The sequence below is a fragment of the Pseudomonas guariconensis genome (assembly GCF_900102675.1).
Taxonomy (GTDB): Bacteria; Pseudomonadota; Gammaproteobacteria; order Pseudomonadales; family Pseudomonadaceae; genus Aquipseudomonas; species Aquipseudomonas guariconensis.
In genome coordinates this window covers 480,749-507,257 of sequence record NZ_FMYX01000001.1, presented here as the reverse complement: position 1 = coordinate 507,257, position 26,509 = coordinate 480,749, and the positions used below count along the sequence as shown (strand labels likewise).

At 62.0% G+C, this 26,509-nt stretch carries 24 protein-coding genes; 11 read left to right on the top strand and 13 right to left on the bottom strand.

What is annotated here, in order from left to right:
• Nucleotides 1–67 precede the first annotated feature (67 nt).
• The 7 genes from BLS27_RS02190 (at nucleotide 68) to BLS27_RS02160 (ending at nucleotide 5,575) form a co-directional block, all read left to right on the top strand.
• Nucleotides 68–514, top strand: a complete 447-nt coding sequence (locus BLS27_RS02190) for a PAS domain-containing protein (RefSeq protein WP_090342813.1) — start codon at nucleotides 68–70, stop codon at nucleotides 512–514.
• 104 nt (nucleotides 515–618) lie between these two features.
• Nucleotides 619–1,041, top strand: a complete 423-nt coding sequence (locus BLS27_RS02185) for a nuclear transport factor 2 family protein (protein WP_090342811.1) — start codon at nucleotides 619–621, stop codon at nucleotides 1,039–1,041.
• Nucleotides 1,038–1,790 (top strand): SDR family NAD(P)-dependent oxidoreductase, encoded by a 753-nt coding sequence (locus tag BLS27_RS02180; protein WP_090342809.1) that lies wholly within the window; start codon nucleotides 1,038–1,040, stop codon nucleotides 1,788–1,790. The genes BLS27_RS02185 and BLS27_RS02180 overlap by 4 nt, the downstream gene beginning before the upstream one ends.
• A gap of 6 nt (nucleotides 1,791–1,796) precedes the next feature.
• Nucleotides 1,797–3,044, top strand: coding sequence for an NAD(P)/FAD-dependent oxidoreductase (locus BLS27_RS02175; protein WP_090342806.1), 1,248 nt, complete (start codon nucleotides 1,797–1,799; stop codon nucleotides 3,042–3,044).
• Complete coding sequence (locus BLS27_RS02170; protein WP_090342804.1) at nucleotides 3,041–3,850, top strand: DUF1365 domain-containing protein; 810 nt, start codon at nucleotides 3,041–3,043, stop codon at nucleotides 3,848–3,850. Before BLS27_RS02175 ends, BLS27_RS02170 begins: the two co-directional genes overlap by 4 nt.
• Complete coding sequence (locus BLS27_RS02165) at nucleotides 3,825–5,087, top strand: SAM-dependent methyltransferase (protein ID WP_090342800.1); 1,263 nt, start codon at nucleotides 3,825–3,827, stop codon at nucleotides 5,085–5,087. The genes BLS27_RS02170 and BLS27_RS02165 overlap by 26 nt, the downstream gene beginning before the upstream one ends.
• A complete protein-coding gene (locus BLS27_RS02160; RefSeq protein ID WP_090342797.1) occupies nucleotides 5,084–5,575 on the top strand; it encodes a DUF2878 domain-containing protein in 492 nt (163 codons plus the stop codon). Before BLS27_RS02165 ends, BLS27_RS02160 begins: the two co-directional genes overlap by 4 nt.
• Here BLS27_RS02160 and BLS27_RS02155 read toward each other — a convergent pair.
• The 5 genes from BLS27_RS02155 to BLS27_RS02135 are packed head-to-tail and all read right to left on the bottom strand — an operon-like array spanning nucleotide 5,540 to nucleotide 8,607.
• Nucleotides 5,540–5,695 (bottom strand): DUF2256 domain-containing protein, encoded by a 156-nt coding sequence (locus tag BLS27_RS02155; RefSeq protein WP_090342793.1) that lies wholly within the window; start codon nucleotides 5,693–5,695, stop codon nucleotides 5,540–5,542. The genes BLS27_RS02160 and BLS27_RS02155 overlap by 36 nt on opposite strands.
• Complete coding sequence (locus BLS27_RS02150; RefSeq protein WP_090342791.1) at nucleotides 5,692–7,218, bottom strand: cryptochrome/photolyase family protein; 1,527 nt, start codon at nucleotides 7,216–7,218, stop codon at nucleotides 5,692–5,694. The genes BLS27_RS02155 and BLS27_RS02150 overlap by 4 nt, the downstream gene beginning before the upstream one ends.
• An 8-nt stretch (nucleotides 7,219–7,226) precedes the next feature.
• Entirely contained in the window at nucleotides 7,227–7,532 is a 306-nt protein-coding gene (locus BLS27_RS02145) for a DUF6482 family protein (protein ID WP_043213933.1), read from the bottom strand.
• Complete coding sequence (locus tag BLS27_RS02140) at nucleotides 7,529–8,065, bottom strand: DUF3833 domain-containing protein (protein WP_090342788.1); 537 nt, start codon at nucleotides 8,063–8,065, stop codon at nucleotides 7,529–7,531. The genes BLS27_RS02145 and BLS27_RS02140 overlap by 4 nt, the downstream gene beginning before the upstream one ends.
• A gap of 2 nt (nucleotides 8,066–8,067) precedes the next feature.
• Nucleotides 8,068–8,607, bottom strand: a complete 540-nt coding sequence (locus tag BLS27_RS02135; RefSeq protein WP_090342785.1) for a chalcone isomerase family protein — start codon at nucleotides 8,605–8,607, stop codon at nucleotides 8,068–8,070.
• A gap of 176 nt (nucleotides 8,608–8,783) precedes the next feature.
• Between BLS27_RS02135 and BLS27_RS02130 the strand changes: the two genes are divergently transcribed.
• The 3 genes from BLS27_RS02130 (at nucleotide 8,784) to BLS27_RS02120 (ending at nucleotide 12,342) form a co-directional block, all read left to right on the top strand.
• Nucleotides 8,784–9,275: a DUF1543 domain-containing protein gene (locus BLS27_RS02130; RefSeq protein WP_043213941.1), complete on the top strand. Its 492-nt coding sequence runs from the start codon at nucleotides 8,784–8,786 to the stop codon at nucleotides 9,273–9,275.
• Nucleotides 9,276–9,413: 138 nt separating this feature from the next.
• The gene (locus tag BLS27_RS02125) at nucleotides 9,414–10,049 is read left to right on the top strand and encodes a ferric reductase-like transmembrane domain-containing protein (RefSeq protein ID WP_070573681.1); all 636 of its coding nucleotides are present in this window, start codon (nucleotides 9,414–9,416) and stop codon (nucleotides 10,047–10,049) included.
• Between the two features lie 205 nt (nucleotides 10,050–10,254).
• Complete coding sequence (locus tag BLS27_RS02120; protein WP_167358056.1) at nucleotides 10,255–12,342, top strand: acyltransferase family protein; 2,088 nt, start codon at nucleotides 10,255–10,257, stop codon at nucleotides 12,340–12,342.
• A 32-nt stretch (nucleotides 12,343–12,374) separates the two neighbouring features.
• Here BLS27_RS02120 and BLS27_RS02115 read toward each other — a convergent pair whose 3' ends face one another.
• The 8 genes from BLS27_RS02115 to BLS27_RS02080 form a co-directional block, all read right to left on the bottom strand.
• On the bottom strand, nucleotides 12,375–12,848 hold the full coding sequence (locus BLS27_RS02115) for a nuclear transport factor 2 family protein (RefSeq protein WP_043213943.1): 474 nt from the start codon (nucleotides 12,846–12,848) through the stop codon (nucleotides 12,375–12,377).
• A gap of 87 nt (nucleotides 12,849–12,935) precedes the next feature.
• Nucleotides 12,936–15,467 (bottom strand): fimbria/pilus outer membrane usher protein, encoded by a 2,532-nt coding sequence (locus BLS27_RS02110; protein WP_090342780.1) that lies wholly within the window; start codon nucleotides 15,465–15,467, stop codon nucleotides 12,936–12,938.
• An 84-nt stretch (nucleotides 15,468–15,551) separates the two neighbouring features.
• Nucleotides 15,552–16,304 carry a fimbrial biogenesis chaperone gene (locus tag BLS27_RS02105; RefSeq protein ID WP_167358055.1) on the bottom strand — a complete coding sequence of 251 codons (753 nt, stop codon included), beginning with the start codon at nucleotides 16,302–16,304 and terminating at the stop codon, nucleotides 15,552–15,554.
• A gap of 74 nt (nucleotides 16,305–16,378) precedes the next feature.
• The gene (locus tag BLS27_RS02100) at nucleotides 16,379–16,984 is read right to left on the bottom strand and encodes a fimbrial protein (RefSeq protein ID WP_043213948.1); all 606 of its coding nucleotides are present in this window, start codon (nucleotides 16,982–16,984) and stop codon (nucleotides 16,379–16,381) included.
• Nucleotides 16,985–17,086: 102 nt separating this feature from the next.
• Nucleotides 17,087–17,734 (bottom strand): response regulator, encoded by a 648-nt coding sequence (locus tag BLS27_RS02095; RefSeq protein WP_043213950.1) that lies wholly within the window; start codon nucleotides 17,732–17,734, stop codon nucleotides 17,087–17,089.
• Nucleotides 17,735–17,771: 37 nt separating this feature from the next.
• Nucleotides 17,772–20,981, bottom strand: coding sequence for a hybrid sensor histidine kinase/response regulator (locus tag BLS27_RS02090; RefSeq protein ID WP_090342777.1), 3,210 nt, complete (start codon nucleotides 20,979–20,981; stop codon nucleotides 17,772–17,774).
• An 81-nt stretch (nucleotides 20,982–21,062) separates the two neighbouring features.
• Nucleotides 21,063–22,256 (bottom strand): response regulator cyclic di-GMP phosphodiesterase PvrR, encoded by a 1,194-nt coding sequence (gene pvrR, locus BLS27_RS02085; RefSeq protein ID WP_043213953.1) that lies wholly within the window; start codon nucleotides 22,254–22,256, stop codon nucleotides 21,063–21,065.
• The gene (locus BLS27_RS02080) at nucleotides 22,243–25,068 is read right to left on the bottom strand and encodes an ATP-binding protein (protein ID WP_090342774.1); all 2,826 of its coding nucleotides are present in this window, start codon (nucleotides 25,066–25,068) and stop codon (nucleotides 22,243–22,245) included. The genes pvrR and BLS27_RS02080 overlap by 14 nt, the downstream gene beginning before the upstream one ends.
• A 315-nt stretch (nucleotides 25,069–25,383) precedes the next feature.
• Here BLS27_RS02080 and BLS27_RS02075 point away from each other — a divergent pair, with 315 nt between their 5' ends.
• On the top strand, nucleotides 25,384–26,499 hold the full coding sequence (locus BLS27_RS02075; RefSeq protein WP_090342771.1) for a polyamine ABC transporter substrate-binding protein: 1,116 nt from the start codon (nucleotides 25,384–25,386) through the stop codon (nucleotides 26,497–26,499).
• The last annotated feature ends 10 nt before the right edge of the window (nucleotides 26,500–26,509 follow it).

The following is a 26,509-nucleotide window of genomic DNA, read 5'->3' as shown; positions in this document are numbered from 1 at the left end:
TGCCGTAGCTCTACGCTCGGAAGCTACGCTGCGCTTACCGCACATGAAGATTCGGGTGGGCTGGCTAATGATCAATGCAAAACTGCTGCAACTGATGGTCGAAAACTCCAACGATGGCATCGTCGTCGCCGAGCAAGAGGGCAACGACAGCATCCTCATCTATACCAACCCCGCTTTCGAGCGCCTGACCGGCTATCGAGCGGACGACATCCTTTATCAGGACTGTCGATTCCTCCAGGGCCAGGACCATGACCAGCCCGGCGTCGCCTCGATCCGTGAGGCGATTCGTGCAGGCCAGCCTTGCCGCCAGGTCCTTCGCAACTACCGCAAGGACGGCAGCCTGTTCTGGAATGAACTGTCCATCACGCCTGTGCGCAACGAAGCGGACCAGTTAACCTATTACATTGGCATCCAGCGTGACGTCTCGGCCCAGGTCTTCGCCGAGGAACGGGTCCGGGAGCTGGAAGCGGAAGTCGCCGAACTGCGCCGGCAACTGAGCGAGGCCAAGTCCTGATCGAAAAAGCTGTACAGCTATCATTTTGTGTATAGCTTTTATGGCAGGCTTCAGCTATACCTGTACAACAAATCGCGGTTGTACAGGTTTTTCTGGAGCCAAGCATGTCAGCCTATCTGCAACAGTTCGCCGAGCGCTTCGCCCAACTCGATGGCAGTCGTCTCCATGGGCTGGAAAAACTGTACGCCGACGACATCACCTTTCGTGATCCCTTGCATGAAATTCAGGGGCTTGAGGCCCTGAGGGCCTACTTCGCCCAGCTGTATGCCAACACCCGCGACATCCGCTATGTCTTCTGCGGCGCTAATGAAGTGTCACCCGGCGAAGGCTACCTACGCTGGAGCTTGCAGTTTCGCCACCCCCGACTGGCCCGCAACCGGCCGGTCAGCTTGCAAGGATGCAGCTACCTGCGATGGCGTGAACGTGTCTATTTTCACCAGGACTATTTCGATGCCGGTGCCCTGCTCTATGAGCATCTTCCGGTCATGGGCTGCGCGATCCGCTGGCTCAAAGGCAGGTTGGCATGAGCCGCTGCTGGTTGACCGGAGCAAGCAGCGGGCTGGGCGCTGCGCTTGCGCAATGCCTGTTGGAGCAGGGTCATCACGTTGCCCTAGGCGGTCGTCACGAGCAACGCCTTGCCCCTTTGGTGGAGCAGTTTCCCGGGCAGGTTCTGCTGGCTGTCGGCGACGTCGATGACCCTATCCAGATCGCTCGGATCGCAGCGCAGATCAAGGCTGCCTGGGGAGCGCTGGATTTGGTGATCCTCAATGCGGGCACGTGCGAGTACCTGGAACCTGGTCATTTCGACCCGGCCATGGTCGAGCGGGTGATGCGCACCAACTTTCTGGGCGTCAGCCAGTGCCTGGCCGCTGCCCTGCCCTTGCTTCGCGCTGGCAAACATCCTCATTTGGTGGTGGTGGGTAGCTCGGTTACCTGGCTGGCTTTGCCCCGGGCAGGCGCCTATGGCGCCTCCAAGGCCGCCGTGCGTTATTTGGTGGAGTCTCAACGCATCGACCTGGCCCACGAAGGCATCGATGTCACGTTGGTCAGCCCAGGCTTCATCGACACGCCTCTGACCCGTCGTAACGACTTCCCCATGCCACAGCTGTGGTCAGCCGAACGCGCCGCACGGCACATCGTCAGGCACCTGCACCGACGTCCGCTGGAGATCAACTTCCCAGGTCTTTTCACCTGGGTGTTGCGTGTGCTGGGTCGACTCCCGCCACGCGCCCGTCTGGCGCTGGGCCGGCGTCTGGCACGTCATGAACAGGAATGAAACGCCATGCGTATAGCGATCATTGGCAGCGGTATCGCGGGCCTGACCTGTGCCCACCTACTGTCTCGCAGACACGAAATCACGGTGTTCGAGGCCAGCGACTGGGTCGGCGGCCACACCCATACCGTCGATGTGGACTGGTGCGGCGAACGCCATGCGATAGACACCGGCTTCATCGTCTTCAACGACTGGACCTACCCGAACTTCATTCGCTTGCTCGATCAGCTCCAGGTGGCTTCACAGCCAACCGAGATGAGCTTTTCTGTCCATGATCCGCTCACCGGGCTGGAGTACAACGGTCACAACCTGAACACGTTGTTCGCTCAACGCCGTAATCTGATCAGCCCACCGTTCTGGGCGATGCTGCGCGATATCCTGCGTTTCAACCGGCAGGCACTGGACGATCTGGACGCACGGCGGATCGATACCTCCACCACCCTGGGCGCCTACCTCCAGGCTCAAGGCTATGGCCAGCGCTTCATCGAGCACTACATCGTGCCCATGGGGTCGGCGATCTGGTCGATGTCCCGGACGCAAATGCTGGGTTTCCCCCTGCAGTTCTTCGTGCGCTTCTGTCGTAACCACGGCTTGCTCTCGGTCAATCGACGTCCGCAGTGGCGGGTCGTCCAGGGTGGCTCTAGAAGTTACATCGCCCCTCTTTGCCGACCGTTCGCCGAGCGTATTCGCCTGAACTGCAAGGTGCATCGTGTCGGACGCGACGAGGGAGGCGTCACGCTGCTCAGTGCCGCTGGCACCGAACGGTTCGACAGTGTGGTCTTCGCCTGCCACAGCGATCAGGCACTGGCGCTGCTGGAGACCCCCAGCGTTGAAGAGCGCGCCGTGCTGGGCGCCATCGGCTATGCGCAGAACGACGTGGTACTGCACACCGATCAGCGTCTACTGCCACAGCGAAAGAATGCCTGGGCCAGTTGGAACTATCGACTGGGTGGCCCCGCGCATGCCCCAGCTGCGGTGACCTACAACATGAACATCCTGCAAGGTATCCAGGCACCGGTGACGTTCTGTGTAAGCCTCAACCAGACCGCGCTCATCGACCCTGCACAGATCATCGCCCGCTTCTGCTACGCCCACCCGCAGTACAGCCTCGCAGCGTCAGAAGCCCAGACGCGCCAGGCACGACTTCAAGGCTACAAGCACAGCTATTTCTGCGGCGCTTACTGGGGCAACGGCTTTCACGAAGACGGTGTGGTCAGCGCGCTGCAGGTGGCCCGGCACTTTGGAGAAACACTGTGAACAGTGGTCTTTGCCTGGGTTGGCTCAGTCATCGCCGACTGTCCCCGCGGTACCACGCGTTCCGCTACCGCATCGGCATGTTCTATCTGGACCTGGATGAACAAGCCTGGCTGATGAGCCTATCCCGTTGGCTGGGTAGCAGACGACTGTCGCCGCTGAACTGGCGCCAGACCGACTACCTGCCAGCGCTGACCCGCCAGGGGGAGCCGCTGGCCGAGGCTGCCCGCTTGCTCGTTGAACAGGCAACGGGGCACAGGCCCGAAGGCCCGGTCCACTTGCTGACCCAATTGCGCTGCTGGGGGCTGTCGTTCAATCCGGTGAGTTTCTATTTCTGCCACGACCGCCATGGACACCTGACGGCGATCCTACTGGAGGTGCGCAACACCCCATGGCATGAGCGGTTTCACTATGTCCTGCCGGTGCAAGGCCGCCTGGACAGGCCTTTCTCCATGGCCAAGGCCTTTCATGTATCGCCGTTCATGCCCTTGGACATGGACTACCGACTGCAGTTGTCCCTGAACCTCAAGTCGGTGCGCATCCACATGGAGAACTGGCAAGGCTGCCAAAAGGTGTTCGAAGCCGATTTGGCCTTGCAGCGCCAACCGCTGGATCGCAAAGCGTTGCATCGATACCTGCTGAGCTTTCCCTGGATGAGCCTGCGCACCGTCTCGGCCATCTATTGGCAGGCCCTGCGCCTTTTGTTCAAGCGCACTCCCATCCATGACCACACCGCCAGCCGGGGCAGCCTGGCACTCGGCCAACCTTGCGAGGACCCTGATCATGTCGAATCCCACCCTGAGCGTTAGCAAGACCACGGTCCTGGCACCCTTGCTTGGCGCATTGGCCCGAACAGTCGTGCTCGCACAACTGGGCAAGCTCCGTCACGGCCATCTCCGGCTGCTCTGCCATGGACAGCAATGGAGCTTCGGAGAGGCCAGCAGCCCCTTGCAGGCTGAAGTGGAAGTGCTCGATGACGCAACCTGGAGCCTGATCGCCGGTAACGGCTCGATCGGCGCGGGCGAAGCTTATATTCATGGGTATTGGCGCAGCCCGGATCTTGCGCGGGTGACCCGCCTGTTCGTGGCCAATCTGGACGTGCTGGACGCACTCGAAGGCGGGCTTGCGCGGTTAGGGCGACCTGCCCTGCGGCTACTGCACCGATTGAACCGTAACAGCAGGCGAGGAGCCCGGCGCAACATCCTCGCCCACTACGATCTGGGCAACGCCCTGTTCGAACAATTGCTGGACCCGACCATGATGTATTCGGCCGCCCAGTTCGAATACCCCGAGCAGTCCCTGGAGCAGGCCCAGTTGCACAAGCTCGAGCGCATCTGCCAGAAACTGGAGCTGCGTGCACAGGATCATCTGCTGGAGATCGGCTGTGGCTGGGGCAGCCTGGCCATCCACGCCGCCACTCATTTCGGCTGCCGTGTCACCACCACAACCTTGTCGCAAGCGCAGTATGCCTATACGCAAGCACGCGTGCGGGCCCTCGGACTGGAACAACAGATCACGGTCCTGTGCGATGACTATCGCGACCTCAAAGGTACCTTCGACAAGCTGGTGTCCATCGAAATGATCGAAGCGGTCGGTCACCGCTACCTACCGGTTTATTTCCGCCAGTGCGCCGCGTTGCTCAAGCCCGACGGGTTGATGCTGTTGCAGGCGATCACCATCCGTGACCAGCGCTACGCCCAGGCTCGGCGCTCGGTGGACTTCATCCAGCGTTACATCTTCCCCGGCGGCGCCCTTCCCTCGCTGAGCGTGCTGCTGGACACCGCCAGCCGCCAGACTGCGCTCAACCTCGTACACCTGGAAGACTTTGGCCTGGATTACGCCCGAACCCTTGAGCACTGGCGCGACAACCTGCGCAAAAGTCGAACGCTGCTGGCCGACCAAGGCTATGACGATACGTTCCAGCGCCTGTGGGAGTTCTATCTGTGTTATTGCCAGGGCGGCTTCGAGGAACGGGCCATCGGCGTAGCGCAGTTGTTGTGGGCGGCGCCTCAGGCCCGACGTGCGCCCTTGCCCGCACTTCGATGATCAAGCGCTACGGGGTGATTGCCAATGCCCTATGGTTGCAGGCCGGCTGGTGGGCCTGCGTGCTGGGCGCCAAGGCCCCTGGGTGGTTGCTGGTGGTGCCCATCGGCCTGGCCATTCACCTGTGCCTGTGCCCGGACTTCAGGGAAGAGGTCAGAGCCGTAGCACGCACAGCGCTGGCTGGCAGTGTGCTCGATAGCGTACTGGGCGCAATGGGTGTGTTCAGGTTCGACGCATGGCCGCTCCCGCTGTGGCTGGTGTTGTTATGGCTGGTGTTGGCCAGCGGCTTGCGACACAGCCTGGCGTGGGCGGGCTGGCCTTTCTGGCGCGGTGCGCTGGCCGGTGCGCTGACAGGTCCTTTGGCCTATCTGGGCGGAGCCCGTCTGGCCGAGGTCAGCTTGCCGCTGGGCCCGTTGGCAACAGGCCTTCTACTGATACCGGTGTGGGCGCTGGCCCTACCGCTGCTGGTACGCATAGCGGCGTGGCGCTGACCGACGGCATCGCTGGGAGCAGTATCGCACCTGCTCCCAGCATCGGGCCCAACGCTTGCGCCAGTTGAAAGGCCGGCCACAGACCACGCAGACCTTGCTTGGCAACAGACGCTTGTTCACAGGCAGTCCCCCGCATCGAGACGCGCCAGTAACGCCTGACCACGGCGCCATACAGCCTCGCGCCGCGCCGGTGCCATGCCATCGAGGTTCCGATAGACCAGCGCCAGGCGAGGGTTATGCGCGAGCTGCGCGCGGTGACGGATGAGAAAGTGCCAGTACAACGCATTGAATGGGCAGGCATCGGCTTCTGTCGCCTGTTCGACCTTGTAGCTGCAGGCCTTGCAATGATCGGACATCCGCTGGATGTAGCGACCACTGGCACAGTACGGTTTGGACCCCAGGTAACCACCATCGGCATGCATCACCATGCCCAGTGTGTTGGGCAGCTCGACCCAGTCGAACGCGTCCATGTACACCGATAGGTACCACTGGCAAATGGCTGTCGGCGCGATGCCCGCGAGCAAGGCGAAGTTGCCGGTCACCATCAGGCGCTGGATGTGGTGCGCATAGCCCAACTTCAGGGTCTGTTCGATGACCTGCGCCATGCACCGCATGCGGGTGCGTCCGGTCCAGTAGAAGTCCGGCAACGGCCGGGTGTTGTGCAAATGGTTGAGCTCAGCGTACGCCGGCATGCGTAACCAATAGATGCCTCGCACATATTCGCGCCAGCCGATCAACTGCCTGATGAAACCTTCGGCGGCGTTCAACGGCACCCGCCCCTCCCGCCACGCGGTGTCCACGTCTTCGCACACACGCCGCACATCCAGCAATCCGATATTCAGGGCTGCGCTGATGCGGGCATGGAACAGGTAGGGTTCGCCCTCGGCCATGGCGTCTTGATAGTCCCCAAAGGCCGCCAGGCCGTAGTCCAGAAAATGGCGCCACAGCTGCTGCGCCTGGTCATGGGTCACGGGGTAGTCGAAGCCGTCCACGGCGCCGTAATGGTCGCTGAAGTGTTGGCGAACCAAGGCCACGACCGCCGAAGTGATGGCGTCCTGCTCGAAGTGGGCTGGAAACGGCCCGCGCAATCCTCGTGGCAATGGCTTGCGATTGTCACCATCGAAATTCCAAGCGCCTCCAGCGGGGCTGCCGTCTGGCTCCAAGAGCAAGCCGCAGCGTTTGCGCATTCCCCGGTAGAAATGCTCCATGCGCAGTCCAGAGCGCCCTTGGGCCCAGCGCGCGAACGCTTCGCGCGAGCAGAGAAAGCGGGTATCGCGGTGCCACACCAGCGGCAGCTGAGCATCCCGTAGCGCCTGTTCCAGGCGCCATTCTCCGCACTCGGTCACATGTATTTGCGTAGCGCCCAGTGATTGTCGCCAACGTTGCAGCTCACCGACGATGGTCCCGCTGTTGTCAGCCGCGTCGAAGGTCACGTAATGCACTTGCCAGCCGCGCGCTCGCAAAGCGAGCGCAAAATGGCGCATGGCACTGAAGATGAGCACGATTTTTTGCGGGTGATGCGGCACGTAGCGAGCCTCCTGCGCCACTTCCGCCATCAGGATCGCATCGTGGGCAGGGTCCAGCGCGGCGAGGCTGGCCAGGTCGAATGACAGCTGATCACCCAGAACCAGCCCCAGGCGCACCTTCCTGGCTACCACTGGCTGGCCAAGGTCAGCGGCATCCGCAACGGCGCGACGGGGCCGTCCCTTTGTCCGCACATTTCATCATGTACCACCTGCTGCACCAGCATGCACGGCACCGGCGGCAGGTTGGCCAGAAGCTCGCGCAGCTCAGTGGTAGAACGCAATCGAATGGCCTGCCCGCGCTCATCGCTCAGGGTGACCGGGCTGGTCCCGGTCATCGCGCGCAAGACATAGAACCCGCCTTCGAGCGACAGCAGCTCAAGTGACTCGACCTCGCCGGCCGATACCCGCTGGGAGAGTGTGTTCAGGTTCATGGTGTGCCCTCCGGCAGACGGCGGAAGAACAGCGTGATCTGGCCGATCTCCACGCCCAGTTTGCTCATGCTCGAGCGGTTGATGAGGGTGTCGTCATCTATCAGGTACATCCAGTCGTCCAGGTCAACCTTCCAGTGCCTTCCATCGACCGGCAGATCGAGCTGGTAACGCCATCTCAGGGCGTTGCCCGCTACTTCTCCACGGGCTTGCCCAATTACATCCCCGGCTGTTCCGCGCCAACGACCAGGGCCGTCCGGCACCAATGTCCAGGTTCGTTGCTGACGTGTGCCGTCGCTGTAGAGAAAGTGCTCGTCTAGGATCAAGCGCTCGCCTTCCCGACGGCTGTCGATACGCACTACAAAGCGCTTGACCACTTCTCCGGAGCGCTTTTGGAACATTCCCCAAGCCTGTACCGGCCGCGAGAAGAAGGCCGCCAGGTCAAGGCGGGGCTGCTCAGCGGCATACCGCTCGACCCCGACGTTGCCACAACTGCCCAGCAGCAGGCAGGCGGTCAGCAATAGCGCTTTGTACATGTTCAGTTTCCTCGGTCGTCATCGGCCAGGCCGAGCAGGCGCTGGCGCAATTGAGGATCCCGGGCTCGCGGATCCAGCCAGATAGCGAAGAACGCCCGGGCGAACGCCGGATCGGCGACCTCACGAGCGAGCCGTCCGTCGACATAGAAGCGGCAGCCCTCCTGTGGCAAGTACACCCCCGTGATGCGCATGCCCGGACGTACATCCACGAAGGCCGCTGCCATGGTGTCGGACCAGGCGCTGATCTGCCGGTCCGTCACACTGCCGCCTCCCAGGCGCCGCATTTCCTGAAGGCTGGCCTGCACCAGCGTGTCCCGGGATAGAGAGCGGTGGTAGGTCAATTCAAGGGCGAAGGGCTGGCTCCAGTCCTGCACCGGTCCGGCGGCCCACAACCGAGCGCTGTACAGGCGCAGACCGAACCAGGTGAACTCCCCCTCGCCGAGCCGCTGCGCGGCCGGCAGCGCAGCCCGCCAGTCCGCAGAGACCGACGACATCGTGCCGAACAGCAAACAGAGACAGACCATCCGAACCAGGTATGCCATGACGAGCCTGTATGCACCAGAATCTATACAAAGGCTAGCCACTTGTACAACTTAAATCAAACTGTGTATAGATTTTAAAAATCTCGCGGTAGATCCATATGTCCGCTCTGTCCCTTTGCAACAGGTGTCCTTGACCTTCAGAATGCGGCCCTTAGCGCACCGAGAAGGAAGCCTTCATGTTGTACATAGTCATGCTCGGAGGTCGCCACCCACGCGCCAGCATCGAGGTGCACGATGTGGTGTTCGCCCAGGCGCAGACCCTGGAGCAGACCTACCCGCAATTGCGCCAAGGCTGGTTCGGTAGCCGTGAGGGCCTGCATATCGACGGCTGGCTGGAAGTCGATGGCATCGATGCCTACCGCGTCGAGTTCAGCCACTTGGCGCCTGGGCCAGACGATCCAAGGCTGTTTTTCATTAACCTCGGCGGCTATGAGCCAGCGGTCTTCGGTGAAGCGCACCGCTACCTTTTGGTCGTCGCTCGGAACAAGCAACAGGCAAGACAACTGGGCAAGCAGCGCTTGCACGCCCACTGGCTCAAGCCTCACACCGACGCAGTACTCGAGGTGGATGACTGCCTGCCGATCGACTGTGTGGATGGCCGTTACGTGCACCTGGTCGAAGGTGCGCACAGCGGGATCGGTCAATACAGCGACTATCTGCTGCTCTGACGCCGCCTGCCTGGCTCTGCCTCTCTACAAAGCGATACATAAAGACCGATCCCAGACACATCTGAGATAAACACCTCGGACACCATGGCTCCGGACCGCGGTGGCACCCTGCACGCCGCCCCAACGACGGAGTTTGCCATGCACCTTCATGCTCAACCTGCCAGCCTGCATGGCTGGCGTCTGTTCAGTGTGCTGTCTGTTTCGGTTCTGATCATCACGGCATTGGCGCTGATGGCTCAATCGCCTCTGGTGGAGGCGTTGCGCAGTGCGATCCGGGTGACCGCGCGCACATCGTTCCTGTTGTTTCTGGCGACGTTCCTGGCCTCCTCGCTAGCGACCCTGGTGCCCAGTGCCTTCACTCGCGGGCTACTGCGCGAGCGACGGTTTCTCGGATTGGCTTTCGCCTTTTCCCACGCGGTGCATGCGGTGCTGATCATCGTGTACGCCAACTCGTTCCCCGACACCTTCTGGCAGGGTCGCACGGCCGTGACCAACATCCCCGGCTCGGTCGGCTACTTCTTCATCATTTTGCTGACCCTCACCTCGTTTCCTGCGGCCGTCCGGCTGCTCGGCGCACGCACCTGGAAGGCGCTGCACAGCACCGGTACGTGGGTGATCGCGGGAGTTTTCGTGCTGTCGTTCTACAAACGCATTCCCATGGGATCCTGGTATCCGCTGGCATTCGCGCTGATTTTCAGTGCCATCGTCTTCAAGCTCACGGCCAAGTTGGCCACGCATCTGCGTCGCAGTGCGCGCACCGAGGTCAGGGCCTGATCGTGTCGGCCAAGCCCTGGCCATCGCCGATGGCATGGACCAGCCGCTTGGCCGACAGCCCCTCACATGGAAACATTCGGTAATATTTATCCAGCCAATCGGATAGCCTGCCAGGAGCGATCCTTAGAGCCTTTGATAAACTCGCCGCTTTTGCTCGCGAGCCCTGCCGCGTCAAAGAAGTCTCAACGCGATAGGATGTTGTGCCGTGTCAACCGATCAGAACCTGGTATTCAAAGCTCCTGCAAGCACCGGCGCCCAGGCTGCCGCCGACCGCGGCAAGGCACACGGGGCCCCTACCGGTGTGCAACCGGCCTCGTACCGCGCCGATATCGACGGGCTGCGCGCCGTTGCTGTCCTGCTGGTGCTGATTTTCCATGGTGGGCTGGCGCTGTTCCCTTCCGGGTTCATTGGCGTCGATATTTTCTTCGTGATCTCCGGCTACCTCACCACCTCGATCATCCTGGGCGCGCTAAGCCGGGGTGATTTCAACCTTGGACAGTTCTATGTCAAGCGCCTATGGCGCTTGCAGCCAGCGATACTGGCGCTGTTGATCGTCACGCTCGGCGCGGCCAGCGTGCTGTATCTGCCCAAGGACTTCATCGACTTTCTCAAAAGCGAGAAGTACACCAGCCTGCTGCTGTCCAACCAGTACTTCTCCAAAGCCACCGACGGCTATGCGACCGCCGAGGCGGCGACCCTGCCCTTGCTGCACACCTGGTCGCTGGCCATCGAATGGCAGTGGTACATCTTCTTGCCGCTCGGGTTGATGGCGCTGACGCGCTACCTGGCGCCCCATCGATTGAAAGCCGCTGTCGTGATGCTGACCGTCGTCTTCATGGCTGTCGCGCTGTTCATCGCAAAAACCTCCCCGGATAAAAGCTACTACGCGTTCTTGGCGCGCAGCTTCGAGCTGCTGATCGGCTCGTGCGCAGCCGTGTTCGGCAACGACCGCCAACGACTCGGCCGTGTCAGTGCCTGCGCACTGGGCCTGGGCGCCCTTGGCGTGCTCCTGTATGGCGCAACGCAATCCATACCGACCACTGCCTATCCAGGCTACCCTGCCATCGCAATCTGCCTGGCAACGGCGGTACTGATCTCGGGCCAGGTTGGCCGGGTGGGCATCACGTCCAGGCTGCTGTCATGGTCACCGCTGGTATTCATCGGGACGATTTCCTATTCGCTGTACCTGTGGCATTGGCCTGTCATCGCCATCGTGGAGTACCTGGGCGTTGAAAAGACGCCAGCCATCCTTGCCGGCTACTTCATCGCCTCGTTTGCCCTGGGCATCGCCTCGTACTACCTCATCGAAAAGCCCCTGCGCCGTACCCGGCTGGGTTTTGGCAAATCGCTGTTCATGCTGCTGGTCGTACCTGCCATCGCGTTTTCGGCGCTGCACTCGGCGGGCAAGTCCGCCGGCGGCTGGATGGAGCGCTTCGGCAATGGCCCGACGCACATCCTGCCGCGTCTGAAGGCAAGCGAAATACCCCAGCGTGGGCCGTGCCTGGGCGGTGCCAGCGACGGCTCCGACAGCAGTTGTGTGCTGGGGCAAGCCAACGCCAGCACCACCGCATTGCTGATGGGCGATTCCTACTCCAACCACTTCTGGGGCTTCATTGACATTTTGGCCAAGGACGCCAACCTTTCCGTCATGGCCCAGGGCAGCCCAGGGTGCCTGGCTCTGCCGGATGTCTATCTCTACGACTGGTGGAAGTACAAGAACACCCTCTACAAGAAGTGCCATGACGCCGCCGCCGAGTACCACAAGCTGATCGCTCGCAGCCACTATGACTACGTGATCATCGGCCTGACTTGGGAAACCTACGCCAACAGCAGCGCCGTGGTGCTGTCGATCGATGACCAACGCTCCCAGGCCCTGTCGCGCGAACGCATGAAGGCCGCCCTGCTCAAGAGCCTCGACATCATCGAGCGCTCCGGCGCCAGGCCCGTGCTGATCAAGAGCAACATCGTCATGCCCGAAGGCGCCAATGACTGCCTGTACCGCAGCATCAAGCTCAGGGGCACGATCGAGGAGCATCATTGCGCGACGAGCGTCGCGCAACCGGAAGAAAACCTCTGGCTTGCGCAGCTGTTCCGGGACGCCAAGCAGGCACACCCGGACTTGCTGGTCATCGACCCCAAGGACGTGCAGTGCGTCGATGGCCAGTGCAAGCTGTCGATCGACGGCCTGCCGATCTATCGGGACATCGGCCATATCACCGATTTCGCATCCACGGCGATGGGCAAGATGTATTTGCAGGCCAAGGGCAATCCCTTTAACGAATCCAACCCTTGATGCCGGGCTGCCCCGCCATGAACAGCCAAGCGCTAGAGGCCCAGTTCACTCAAGCCTGGATGGTCGTCCGGGCGTCTCCCCAACGGCCAGTGGTACTTGCGCTCCTGCTCGGTGATGGGCAGGTCATTGATACTTGCATAGCGCCGCTGCATCAGGCCGTTCGGGCCGAACTCCCAGTTTTCGTTGCCATAGGAGCGGAACCAATTGCCTGAATCATCGTGCCATTCGTAGGCGAAACGCACGGCGATCCGGTTATCGGCGAATGTCCAGAGTTCCTTGATCAGGCGGTAATCCAACTCCCTGCGCCATTTGCGCTCCAGAAACGCCTGAGCCTGGTCGCGCCCTTCGATGAACTCGCTGCGGTTGCGCCAGTAGGTGTCCTCCGTATAGGCCAGCACCACTTTCGCAGGGTCGCGCGTATTCCAACCGTCCTCGGCGCGTCGGACTTTCTCGATGGCGGTTTCCAGAGTGAAAGGCGGCAAGGGTGGGCGTGATGACTCGCTCATTTCGATGACTTCCAGAGGCGTTCAGAGGCCTTAAGCTATAGCTCAAATGGGCGACGCGTGGAGCGCCGCCTCTCACCTGCCCCTCGCCTACTGCCCGCAGCGCAATGGCAAACGCTCATAGTTCAGCGCCTTATCGCGCGCGGGCAACGCATAGGATGCCTGACATTGCTGGTCGCCCCAGCGAATCGTCAGCTTGCCCTGCTCTTGCTCGACCAAGGCCAACGCCTTGCCGCTCGGGTCGGAGATCGCCAGTTGCTTGCCCTCGGCATCTTCCAGCGCGGCACCGAACGGGATCTTGCCACCTTGGCTGTCGGACAGCTCGAACTGCACGCGGCGCCCGGTCTTGCCGGCGTAACGCGCCAGCACCACGGCGCCGCGCCGGGGTACCAGTTGCTGGGTGGCATTGTCGATCTCGATATCGGCGCCCAACTCTCGGGTATCCAAGCTGATCCAGTTGACTCGATAGGGCTGTGCGCTCGGGATCACCGCATAGCCATTGCGCCCGGTCTCGACGCCGCTGTAGCTGCTGATCTTGGCACCACGCACACCCGAAACCTCCACCAACGCGAAGGTTTCGCCCACGGTCTGGCCGAGGTTGATGCCACCTTGATGGGCCACCACTGAACCTGAGACGTTCAGGCTCTGCGAGTCGTACCCCCTGCCCTGGCTGTAGCCGACGCTGACATCGGCCACCGATGTCCGCGTGCTGACGTTGGCCGAGGCCGAACGCCCGCCCCCATCGCTGCTGCCGGCCTGCAGCGAATAGAACGTGTCGGCGCTTTCGTTGAAGTAGCCATTGATACCGGCCTGGGTGTTGTTGCCGCTTTTCTGCGAACTGGTGGTGACGAACGCCCGCGGTGCACGTGGGCGAGTACCGAGCGGGAACGACACCGACAGGCTGACCTGGGTGTCGGTGCCGCCAGCGCCGCTGCTCAGGTCCTGTGTCTGGCTCCAGGTGAGGTTGTAGCTGGCATCGCCCCAGTTGTTGCCATAGCCGGCCGAGAAGCTGCGCGATCCGCCGCGGTTCCAGTAGCGCTGGTCGCTGGCGTTCAGGTAGAGGCTGCCCAGTTGTCGATCCGCGCCCAGGCTCTGGTTGATGGTCAAGTCGGTGCGGGTCTTGGAGTGCCCCGAGCGCAGCAGCGGGCCGCTACTGAGGTCCTCGATATGGTTGCTCAGCGTTCGGTAGCCTTCGGTGGAATAGCGGTAAGCGGCCAGGGTGAAACTGGTGGCCGTGCCAGTGAAGGTCTTGGCATACAGGGCACGCAGGCTGTTGCCCGTCTTGCGCTCGCCCTGGGCCTGGCTGCTGGAATGGGTGATGTCCAGCGACACTGCGCCTAGCGAGGTATTTCGTCCTACGCCTAAGGCCAGCGCCTTGTACTGATCGGTGGCCTGGACGCCGACGATGCCGGTCAGGTTGCTGTCGATGCCATAGGCCAGGTTGGCGCTGAGCATCTGCGGTGTGGCCAGCCCTTCGCTGTTGCTGTTGTAGCGACCGGCCGAGACGCTGTAGCGCACCTGCCCTTCACGGACCATGATCGGCAAGCTAGAGAACGCCTGCTGGGTCACCCGCCGGCTGCCATCGGCCTCGATGACGGTGATCTGCAGGTCGCCGTTTGAGCCGCTGGGATAGATGTCGCTGATCTCGAACGGGCCAGGAGGCACGTTGGTGGTGTACAGCAGGTAGTTGTCCTGGCGGATCTCCACCGTTGCGTTTGTCTGCGCTACACCTCGGATGATCGGCGCATAGCCACGCTCGCTGTCTGCGCGCATGCCGTCGTCGGATTCAAGCTTCAGGCCCCGGTAGCGCACGCTGTCGAACAGCTGCGCATCGGAGAAGATGTCCCCTGCGCTGAACTGTCCTTTCAGGGCCGTGACATCATGCTGCAAGTAGCTGCGGTTGCTTTTGAAGGTGTCCGGGCGGCCAGTGCCGCTGCTGAAGTTGGACTCGTTGCGCAACCGCCAGCCGCCCAGGGTGATGCCATTGCGCAGGCCCAGGTTGGTGTTGTAGCGGGTGTCGGTGCTGCCAGCGTTGCGGCTGGTACTCATCTGGTAGTTGACGAAGGCCGCCGGCACCCCGTTATCCCACAGCTGCGGATCGACGTAGCCGCGTAGACCGCGCTGCATGGCCACCTGCGGCACGCTGATTTCCAGGCGCAAGCGACTGGCATCAAAACTCACGGCGGCCTGGTCGATGAGCGCTGAGAGGTCCTGGCAGGCCTGAACATTTTCAAGATCAAGCTTGGCCTGGGCCTGGAGCTTGTCCAGGTCGATCCCCAACTGCTTGAGTAGCTCGACGGTCAGGCACGGTTCGACGCGGCCACTGGTGGGGTTGCGTTGAAAGTCAACGTCCCGTCGCCCGACCAATACTTGGTTGCTGTACAGGTCGACACGGTAGCTACCGGGCAGCACACGAGTGCCGACCAGCAGAAGTTGTAGATCGACCGATGAGGCCGCGCCCTGCAGGAAAGAGGTATTGAAGGCCAGCAACTGCGGGTCGGCAACCTGCTGGGAAGCTGCATCGGCGTGTACACAGGCGCTGTAAATGGCCAGAGACAAGGCGGCGAGCTTGAGCGGCGCGGGTGCACGGAAGCATCCCCGGTTGTCGAACGGCAGAAACATGCGTGGAAACCTTTCATCCGTGGCAAATACCGGGCACGGCGATGCCGCGCGTGCGCCGGCATGCGCCCAAGATATTTGAGGGTGTTAAGAAGAAGCGGCGGGCTCGACAGCCTTGGCCTTGACCACAGTGCTCGGCATCAGCGCCGCGTGGTACTCGCTCTGCGCCCCATAATCGTTGATGCTGCGAAAGGACAGGTTCGCCGGTGCATCGGCCAAAACCTTGGCCAAGGCAAAGGTGCGGGTCTGTCCGGGCGCGATCATCGCCGAATCGGCCGCCAGCGTTCGCTGACCATTGGCCGTAACCGTGAGGTCGGCCATCGACACGTGGTACAGGCTCGGATTAGTCACCGACAGGACTGTGGAGGCGCCCTCGCGGGTCAAGCGCCAGCCCAGCTCCGTCGGCGCCTGCAACGCATCGCCAGGCAGCCCGGCCGGTCGGAAGAACACCTTGATGCGCTGGCGCACGGCCAGTTGCAGTGTGTTGGCCTTTTCGCTGGCCTGAGGGATTTCCTGGACATTGAGCCACACGACCGACTCGCGATCCTGAGGTAAGCCTGTCCCTTCATAGAGGATTCGCAGCAATTGCTGCTGCTTGGCCATGACCCTGGCCAAGGGCGGTGTCACCGCGAACGGGACCGTATGGTGCTGGTCGTCGTCACTGTCGATCCACGACTGGATCAAGACGTCCTGGCCGCCATTGCGCACGGTCACGTTGGCTTCCTTGTGGGCGCCGTCGAACACCACACGTGTGGCGCTCAACGAAATGCCGGCCATCGCCGGAGGCGCTAGGAGCATGCCCAGCAGGCCCAGGCAGGCAATGAGTCTGGGAGTCAACATGTGCAATCACCCCGTTTATCTAAGCGGACGGCGAGGCCCTGAGGCCTCGCGCGTACAGAACCCTGGGTGACGACTTATTCGTACTGCAGGATGAATGGCAGGGTGGCATCACCGCGACCGGCGGTGGCAGTGCCCTCGGCGCCGGTGGTCACGTAGGCGGCCGAGAAACTCAAGGTGGCATCGCCGCCCGCTGCGCCGACACCATGCATGCCGCTCTGGATAGTGGCAGTGGTCTTGCTGCTGAGGTCGATCTTCGCCCCAGTGCTGTCGAGCAGTGCGATACCGACGTTCTTGGCTGCGCCACTGCCTGGAGTCAGTGCCAGCACGCCCTTGCCGGTGACGATACCGGAGCCGCCGAGGATGGTCGGGTCGAAGACCATGGAAACCTTGGTGCCCAGGTTGCAGTTGACGTTGAGGTTGAAGTCCTTGCTGGTGACACGACCCGAGGCTGGAGCTTCGGCGCTACCCATGTCTTTGATCGAAACGTTGCCCATATCCACAGAGATCACGCGATCGGCATTGGCGCCGTCGACCGAGCACGCGTCATTGTTGATGACGCCGCTGAAGCTGATCTTGCCGCTGCCACCTTGTACAGGAACCGGTGGTTCTCCTGCGGCCAAAGTGCCCATGGAAGTAACGAGTGTCGACAGTGCCAAAGCGGCGAGTGAATAGTTTTTCATGATGATGTCCTAGTTGAAATGTGCTGCACTGAACTGCCAGAACACATTAATAAACCCGGACACCTATCCCCATAAGACGATCCTGATAAGCTCCGCCAAGCGTCAATTAAACAGACGCCGCTCCAGGCAATAAGCCAATAGTGCCTGGTCATTATCGACTTCAAGTTTGCGCATGGCCGAGACTTTTTGCGCACTGATTGTCTTGGGGCTGCGGCTGAGGCTAAGGGCAATATCACCCACGGTCTTGCCGGCCACGAACAAGCGCAACACTTCACGTTCTTTGAGCGACAGCGTTTCCAGGCGCTGGTCAGTGTCCAACCCCGAATCAACCACTGAGGCTCTGGGCGCCTGAGGGCTCAAGTACGGGCGTTTGCCGCGAATCGCCTTGAGCGCGCGCTCGATCTCGGTGTGCAGGTGATTCTTCTGAATGACGCCCACCACACCCAACTCGTGCAGGCGCTCAAGAATCATCGAGCTGGATATCATCGTCAATATCAACACTTGAACTGCGGGGTAGTGCCGTTTGAGATAGTCGATCAACTTCAAGCCGTCGCCATAGGGCGAGTCATCCGGCATGTTGTAGTCGGTAATCACCAGATCGACTGGTTGTTCCTGCAGTAAAGCGATCAATGCGCTGGAACTTACCGCCTCCCCGACCACGCAAAAATGCGGGTCCCGTTCGACCAGTTCGCGAACGCCAAACAACACAATGGGATGATCGTCGGCAATGATGACCTTGAGTTTTTCCATAAAGCCTCAGGCGAGTGGGTGAACAGTCTGGTTAATGTTACTTGAGCGCGTCGATCATTGCCGCCAAGCGTTGAATGACCTTTCGGACCTGTAGGTGTGCGGCCTCATCGTACGCCTGGTCGGCGAGCAACACCTCAAGCGCGATGCACTGTTGCGCCAGGCTGCTCGCCTGTACCGCGCCCAGCGCGCCGGCGATACTGTGCAGTTGTCTACCGAGCGCCTGCAGGTCGCCCTGCTCCAAGGCGGTCTCCAGTGCCTGGATGTCCTGGGTCATGGTCTCGATGAACAGGGCGCGCATGGCCGGCGATAGCTTCGCCAGCACATCCTCGTGCTGCTCATCCGTGGTGTCGGCTTGCGGCACCACGGGTTCCTGCTTGTCGCCCTGCCAGTGTGGCCGGCACAGTTTGAGCAGTTGGCTGCGCAAGGTCTGCAAGCTCAGCGGCTTGACGATCCAGGCATTCATGCCCACCTCCAGGCAACGTGCGCCCTCCTCGCGCATCGCGTTGGCGGTGACGCCGATGATCGGCAGCTCAGGGTCCTGTTCACGCAGTGCGGTGGCCAGCTCATAGCCATTGACGACTGGCATGTTCACATCGGTCAGCACGAGGTCGAACACTTCCGGCTGCCATAGCTGCAGGGCGTGTTCGCCATTGCGTGCAACCACGACACTGCAACCCAGCGCCTCGAGCTGCTCCTTGAGGATCGCCTGGTTGATCGGGTTATCCTCGGCCACCAGGATGTGCAAGCCTAGCTCGTTATCGGTGCCGGCCTGCCGCTGCACAGCAGGTTCCATCTGCCCCTGGTTGATCCGACAAACCGCCCGGGCTATGGCCTGGACATCGTGCAGGCTCATGTCCCAGTCGCCGCGCCCGGCTTGCGCCGAGTCGGTAGCATGGCAACGAATGCGCGGGCCAGGCCAAGCTGGCGCCGTTTCATCGGGCAGCACATCGACCAGCACCGCCCGCGCAGGAATTGCAGCGGACGTAGAGGGCGCCAGATGGGCACGCAGTCCCAGGCGATTGAGCCAGTCGCAATGGTGCTGCGCCAGCTCCGGAATCGGCGCGCGGACGAACACCGGCATCGCCGACGGCACGCCTTCGGTAAGCGAGGGCAACGCGTCCGTCACCACCGGCAAGGCAAGCCGCAGCGTGAAGCTGCTGCCCAGGCCCGGCTCGCTGACCACTTTCATCTGCCCGCCCATCATTTCGCTCAGCCATCCGCAGATCGGCAGGCCCAGGCCGGCGCCGCCCTCATTGGAGCCTCCATGCACCTGATAGAACAGCTCGAACAGCCTGGCCTGCTGCGAGTCGGACAACCCGATGCCGGTATCGGCGACCTGCCATTCCAGGTGCACCTGGCCCTCGGCGCAGTCGAACACCCGGGTACGCAGCACAACGCGGCCACTGTCGGTGAACTTGATAGCGTTGCTGAGCAGGTTGTTGAGGATCTGCCGAATCCGGATCGGGTCGCCAAATACCCGCTGTGGCAGCCGGGCATCGGTGCAGCCGTACAGCAGCAACCCTTTACGCTGGGCAAAGGCTGAATAGGTGCGCAGGGTGTCTTCGATCATCTCCAGTGGACAGAACTCCACGGGCTCCAGGGCCATCTGCCCCGACTCGATCTTCGAAACATCGAGCACGTCGCTGATCAGCTGGAACAGCGTGGCCGAAGAGCGCTGGATGGTCTGTAGGTAGGCTTGCTGGCGAGGCGCCAACGGCGTCAGGCCGAGCAGCTCCAAGGTGCCCAGCACCCCATACAGCGGTGTGCGAATCTCATGACTCATGGTGGCCAGGAACAGTGTCTTGGCCTCGTTGGCCGCAGCCGCCGTGCGCCGGGCGTCTTCCAGCGCCCGGGCATCCTCGACATGACGCGTCACGTCATTGAAGGCATAAAGCCGTACATCCTGGCCCTGGTAGCGAGTGGCGACGAAACCAACCTGCAGATGCCGTCCCTCGATCTCGAGCGCATGCTCGGCCCCCTCGCCGCTGTCCTGCCAATGGTCCAAAGCTGCCACCAACGCCGCGGTCCCTTGCCACTGCCTTGCGCGCTGGTTTTCCAGCAGTACCTTGCGATCTGCCCGGCGCACCACACACAGCCCTGTGGGGGCAGTATCGATGACCACACGGCTGAAGGCCTCGCTCTCGGCAATGGCGGCGTGGGCCTGGTTGGCCGGCAGGATCACCTGGCGCCGATACCAGCGGCTCGCCGCCCAACCCAGGCCGCCCAGGCCGGCCAGCCCCGCGCCTAGACTGAGCAACGAACCCAGCGCATAGCGGAAAAAGCTCTTGAAGCCGATGGTGTAGATCGCCGTCCAGGCTGGCCCGTCGTGGTTGACCAGCTTGAACACCAGCCCGTCGGACTTGAGGTTGAACCCCTCATGCAACGTCATCTCGGGACGCAGGATGCCCGAGAGCACTTGCCCCGACGGGGTGACCAAGGTGAAACGGTCATACACCGACCAGTCCATGGTGCGCTGAAAATCATTGGCATGGGTCAGGTCGAGCATTACCGCAGCCGTGGCGTGCGGACCGGAATCCTTGATGCGCAGCTGTTCAGGCAGCAAATCGAGGTTGGCATAGGCCAGCACGCGCGCGGCAACCACCCCGTTTCCGGGGCTGCCATAGGCGCGCCACTTGACCTCGGGGCCATCGCCCTGTGGTGCCTGGGCGCGAACCATGTCGAACATCTGGCCGATTGGCTCCCGTGTGCCCGTACCGGTACTGTGCTCACCTCTCGCGGGCACGGCCACGTCGAAATCGCCCTGTCGATTGAACAGGAAGGCTTGGGGAGACTGGAAATGCGAAGTGGCCCAAAAGGCGCTGTAATAAGCGCTCAGGTGCGCTGCGAGGACGGCAACCTGGGCGGCCTTGTCAGTGTCCTCGGCATGAGTGGCGAGCCTGACACTGAACGGCATCGAGAAGGGATTCTCCTGACCACGGTACATGCCATCGCCTTCCCATTGACGCGGCTCGACCCCGGGCATCTGGGCTGCATCGCGGGGCATCAACTCGCCGCGCAGGCTACGCTGGCGCAGCGAGGTCAGGAACAGCTCCTGCTCCTGAATGTTCTGCATCAGCCGGGTGAAGTGGAAACGCACCGTGTCGTGGTGCTCCTCGATCAGCCGCTGGAACGACCAATAGGTGGTGCTCACCAGCAGCACCGCCACCCCGAGCAGCACCATGATGCCTTTGCTCAGACGCGACGAGCTGCGGGTGAGATTGTCCAGAAGCGCGTTGGAGTGTTTCATCAATGGGTCCGTGGGCCAGCAATACGCGTAAGGGTGGGAGTCTACCTCCTAAGCTAGGCGCGAGCGTTGCGCCAGGTCCGATTAATGGCTCATTGCCGGTCCATCGACCTTCAGCAAATGCAGGAACTGGTCCAGGGACACCGCATGGGAAATCAGGAAGCCCTGCACATGGCTGCACTCCAGCCGGCGCAGCAAAGCCAGTTCCTCAGGTTTCTCCACACCCTCGGCGACCACGTTAAGGCCCAGCCGGCGGCCAAGGGCGACAATGCTGGCCAGGGCGCAGGCCAGGTTGTCGTTCTCGTGGCAGCCCTGCACCAACGCGCGATCGATCTTGAGCTCGGTGAACGGCGTAGACACCAGATTCATGTAAGAGCTGTAGCCCTTGCCAAAATCATCCTGTGAAAGGCCGAAGCCCTTGATGCGCAGACGGCAGGCGCCCGCGTAGTAGTTGCTCACCTCGTCAGGAACGGAGCATTCCATCAGCTCGAAGCAGATCCGGGCTGGGTTGCCCCCATGGTGCAATACGAATTCCAGCAGACGGTCAGCCAAGTCATGACTGTTGAGCAGGTGGGTCGGCAGGTTGATCGACACGGGCAAGTCATAACCCCGGGCGCGCCATTGGGCCTGGGCGTCCAGGCTCTGCTTGAGCATCGACCACAACAGGCGCTCCTCCAGATCGAAGGCCCTGAGCGCTGGCAGAAATGCCCCTGGCAACAGCACACCGTGCTCGGGATGTATCCAGCGCACCAGAGCCTCGGCGGCGACGATACGGCCGGTGCTCAAAGACTTCTTGGGTTGGAACCAGGCCTGGAACGCCCGGTTGTTCAGGGCTTCGAGCAAAGTCTGGCGGTCATAATCGACTGCCTGCGGTGTGGCATGGGCGGGTGTTCGCCGCTGCTCGCGCAGTTGCTCGACGACAGCCCTTAGCGCCTCGGGCGTGACAGGCTTGGACAACAACCCCACCACGTCCACGCCAAGATGTTTGGCCGCCAAGCTTGCGGCCATCAGCATCCGCCGTGATGCCGCGCTCATGATCGCCAGGCCTGTCCTGCCTGGCAGTGCTGCCAGGTGCTGGATGAACTGCACACCGTCCATGCCTGGCATCAACAGGTCCGTAAGGATCAGGTCATAGTCGCGCTGCTGCAGGCGCAACAGCGCCTCGGTGCCGTCCCGGGCGGTGTCCACACGCAGCTCGCCCAGTTCATTGAACAGGTGCTGCAGGTACATGCACTGGAACGGGTGGTCCTCGACGATGAGGATTTCAAAGGCTCTCATGGGCGTTTCCTTGGTAGGCGGCCAGGCAGTGGTACAGCGTCTGCAACGTGAAGGGCTTGACCAGGCAGTGATTCATGCCGGCGGCCAGGCACAGCTCCTCCTCGCCGCGCAGGGCATTTGCCGTGGCACCGACGATGGGTACGGTGCAGCCTCGCCGGCGCAGGGTTCTGGCCAGTTCGTAGCCGTTGACCCGGGGCATGTTGACGTCGCTCAGCACCACATCGAACGCCCCCTGATCCCAGCAGCGCAGGGCCTGCTCGCCGTCGCCAGCGAGCACTACGGTGCAGCCGAGTTCTTCGAGCTGATCACGCAGAATCAACTGGTTGATGATGTTGTCCTCGGCCACCAGAATGCTCAGGCCAAGGTGGCGGATCTGGGGGCCAGCGCTGCGCGTCTGATCACCTGCCACCCAAAGCCCTTGGGCCTGGCAGATGGCCTGGTGTAATGCGACCAGGTGGCTGAGGTTGACGTGCCAGCTTTCGCCGTCCTGGCGCGGTTCGCTGCAGCCATCGGCGCTGGCTAATACCCGGCGTCCATTCCATTGCGGCACCAGCTGAGTGTCCAACCTGCCGGGATGCGCCTCGAGCAGGACCCCGCCTGCACTCATCGATACCGGCTGCCCGACCTGGGCCCGCGCGCCCCAGCGCCGCAACCACCCTGCCAGGCTCTCGGCCAGCTCGCGCAGCGGCGACACCACATGGATGCGCTCGGCCAACAGGTTGCAGGGCAAAGCCGCCTCGTGGGTGCGCAAGGACTCCTCCAGCGGCAACAGCAAGGTGAAGCTGGTGCCCAAGCCGAGTTCGCTGACCATACGCATCTGGCCGTTCATCAATTGCGTCAGGCGCTGGCAGATCGGCAGGCCCAGGCCAGTACCCGCCACCCCTTGGATGTTGCCTGCGGTCTGATAGAACGGGTCGAAGATCAATGGGTGTTCTTCCTCGGCGATGCCACGCCCGGTGTCGGCGACCTGCCACAGCAGACAGGAACGCTCTCCCTCCCGGTGCGACAGGCGCACACGCAGCACAACGCGGCCATAGTCGGTGAACTTGACGGCGTTGCTCAGCAGGTTATTCAGGATTTGCCGGATGCGCGCACGATCCCCCAACAGCCGCAGCGGCAGTTGCGGATCGAGGCAGGCATAGAGCTCCAGGCCCTTGCCCAGGGCCGCGGCGCTGTAGCCCTGGATCACCTCGTGCACCAGCTCCAGCGGGGAAAACTCACTGACCTCCAGGGCCAACTGGCCGGCTTCGATTTTCGAGACATCCAGCACATCGCAGATCAACTGCAACAAGGTGGCCGAAGAGCCTTCGAGCGCTTGCAGGTAGTCGCGCTGTTGGGCATCCAAATGTGTACGCGACAACAGCTCCAGCGTCCCCAGCACGCCATACAGCGGTGTCCGGATCTCATGGCTCATGGTGGCCAGAAACAGTGTCTTGGCTTCGTTGGCCGCATCCGCCGATTGGCGCGCCGCTTTGAGCGCCGCCTCCACCTGCTTGCTGGCGGTGACGTCATTGAAAGCACACAGCAGCACATCCTCTCCTTTGTAGCGGGTGGGCACACTGCTAAGGTGCAGGTGACGACCGCTTGAGGTCTCGAAGGTCTCGCCATGGGGAGCTTCGGGCGCGTCGAATGCCTGGCGGATCCAGCCTGGGCAGAGGATCTCCCGGTCCAATCCCTTGCCCAGCCACTGCTGGGCCAACGAATTTTCCAGCACCATCTGACCGTCACTGCGGCGCAGTACGCACAGCGCCACCGGCGCGGCCTGGATCACGTCACGGCTGAACGCCTCACTTTCGATCAGCGCCTGGATCCGATGGATGGTCGGGGTGATCAGGCGCTGCTCGAAGCGGCGCAGCAACAGCACGATCAATAAAATATTGAGCAGACAGAACAGCAAAGTGCCGAGCAACTGCTTCCACAGCCCCTGCAATACGTCGATAAGATCGATCGAATAGACCAGCTGCCAGTCCGAGGACATCAGGTTCTTGCGGATGACCAGATGATCCGGAAACAGGCCGTCGCCGACGAAACCGAAAAAATTGTCGCCCCGGCGCTCCAGCAGCGATCGGCTCAAGCGCGCGCCCGGCATGTTGCTGAACACCAGCATTTCATCGGCGTTGAGCATCATGAATTCGCCGGCGCTCTGGTCGCTCAGCGCTGCCGACACGGCCCGGCTGTCCATCTCCAGGCCCAGCCAGCCGGAATCGGCATCCTCTTCGTCCAGGCGCTTGAAGATATACAGGTGCGTGGCCTGTTGATCCTGATCGGTCAGCCACAGTTCTTGTAGCGGTGAGCCATCGTCGTCGCGCAACGCCTGCAATTGCTCGAGAATGCGGCGAGGCAACGCCGGCTCTGCGCCGGACGGGCTGAACAGGCGCACGCCGTGGTCATGCGCCCCATTACCCACATACAAAAGACTGACCTGCTGTGCCCTGAGGTAGTCGCACATGCGTCGGGTCAACCAGATGCTCCACTGCTTGCCGGCCGCATCGCCTAGTTGCAGGTGAACCTCCTCGAAGGACGGCAGGTAGACCAGCGGCTCGGCCTGCCAGCCCTTGCGCACGGCCGACAGGCTCAGGCTTTCGAGCAATGCTTCGCGGGTGGTGAAGAAGGTGTGCGCCTCGGCGATGGCACTGCTCATGTAGCCGCGGCGTTGGGAAATGTCGTTATTGAAGGTGAACAGCAGGAAGTTGTAGGCACCGCTGAGGATGCCGACCGACAGCACGATCGCGAACACCCGAAGCAGTCGGCGGACGGCTTCGGGACTGGAAAGCAAAGGGCTGATCTGCAACAGGTAGCTTTTTAATCTCATCCGCCGAATCTAAGATTCGAGCTGGCCAATGGACATCAGACGATCCTTAGTTCCGACGCATACTGCCTGCCATCTCCCATGGGTCTGGCTCCTCTTCTTGCCAGTCCACGGCTCGAGCAAGCGTCGATCAAAGCCTCAAGGTTAAGGCCAGGCCATCCGGCGCCCCATGAGACGAATCCTAATGTGCTGACTTCGCCTGAGGACAATGCCAGTCTCCCCTACCCCAGGGGTTAACCCTTCGACGGGATAGGAAAGCATTCGGTACGCGCCTACATTCGCCCTACCCCTTTTGCAGCGCGATAACAAGGATTACAAATGCAGCTCGTACGTCCCCCAGCCCTCGGCCGTCGCCTGGCCACGCTCGGCCTTGCCGGGCTCCTCAGCCTCGATGCCGTCGCCGCCGGTGCACCCACCGTGCATTTCTACAACTGGTCCGACTTCCTGGCACCGGAAACGCCCAAGGCCTTCGAGCAGGCCACCGGCACGACCTTGGTGCTGGATGCCTTCGACAACGCCGAAGTCATGGAAAGTAAGCTGATGGCCGGCCATAGCGGGTATGACGTGGTGATGGTGCCCGACGACCTGCTGCCCAACTTCATCAAGGCCGGCGTGCTCGCGCCGCTGGACCTCGCCCAGTTGGGCAACCGCTCGCACCTGGACGAGCAGCTGATGCGCAAGCTCGCCACCAACGACCCGGGCAATCGCTACGCGGTGCCTTACATGTGGGGCACCACCGGTATCGGCTACGACAAGGCTAAGGTGACCCGACTGCTGGGCAAGGACGCGCCGGTGGATTCCTGGGACCTGGTGCTGCGCAAGGAGAACATCGAAAAGCTAAGCGCCTGTGGCGTGGCCATGCTCGATGCGCCGGTAGAGATCCTGCCGATCGCCCTGCACTACCTTGGCCTGCCCGCCAACAGCCGCAACCCGGACGACTACCGCAAGGCCGAGGAACTGCTGCAGGGCATCCGTCCCTATGTGCGCTATTTCGATTCGTCGAAGTTCACCACGGACCTGGCCAATGGCGACATCTGCGTGGTGGTAGGCTGGGGCGGCTCGGTGTACAGCGCCAAGCAGGCGGCCGAGCGGGCCAACAATGGCGTGCAGGTGACCTACAGCATCCCCCGCGAAGGCGCGCCCATGTGGATCAACAACATGGTGGTGCTCAAGGACGCCCCGCACCCCGAACAGGGGCACGCCTTCATCAACTACATGATGCGTCCGGAGGTGGTGGCCAAGTCATCCGACTATGTGGGCTACCCCAACGGCAACAAGGACGCACTGCCCCTGGTCGATCCACGGCTGTTGAAAGACCCGGCGGTCTATCCACCGGCTGAGGTGATGGGCACGTTGTTCACCCTGGAGACGTTGCCGCTCAAATACGAGCGGATGCGCACACGGACCTGGAGCAAGATCAAGAACGGGACCTGATGCGAATCCG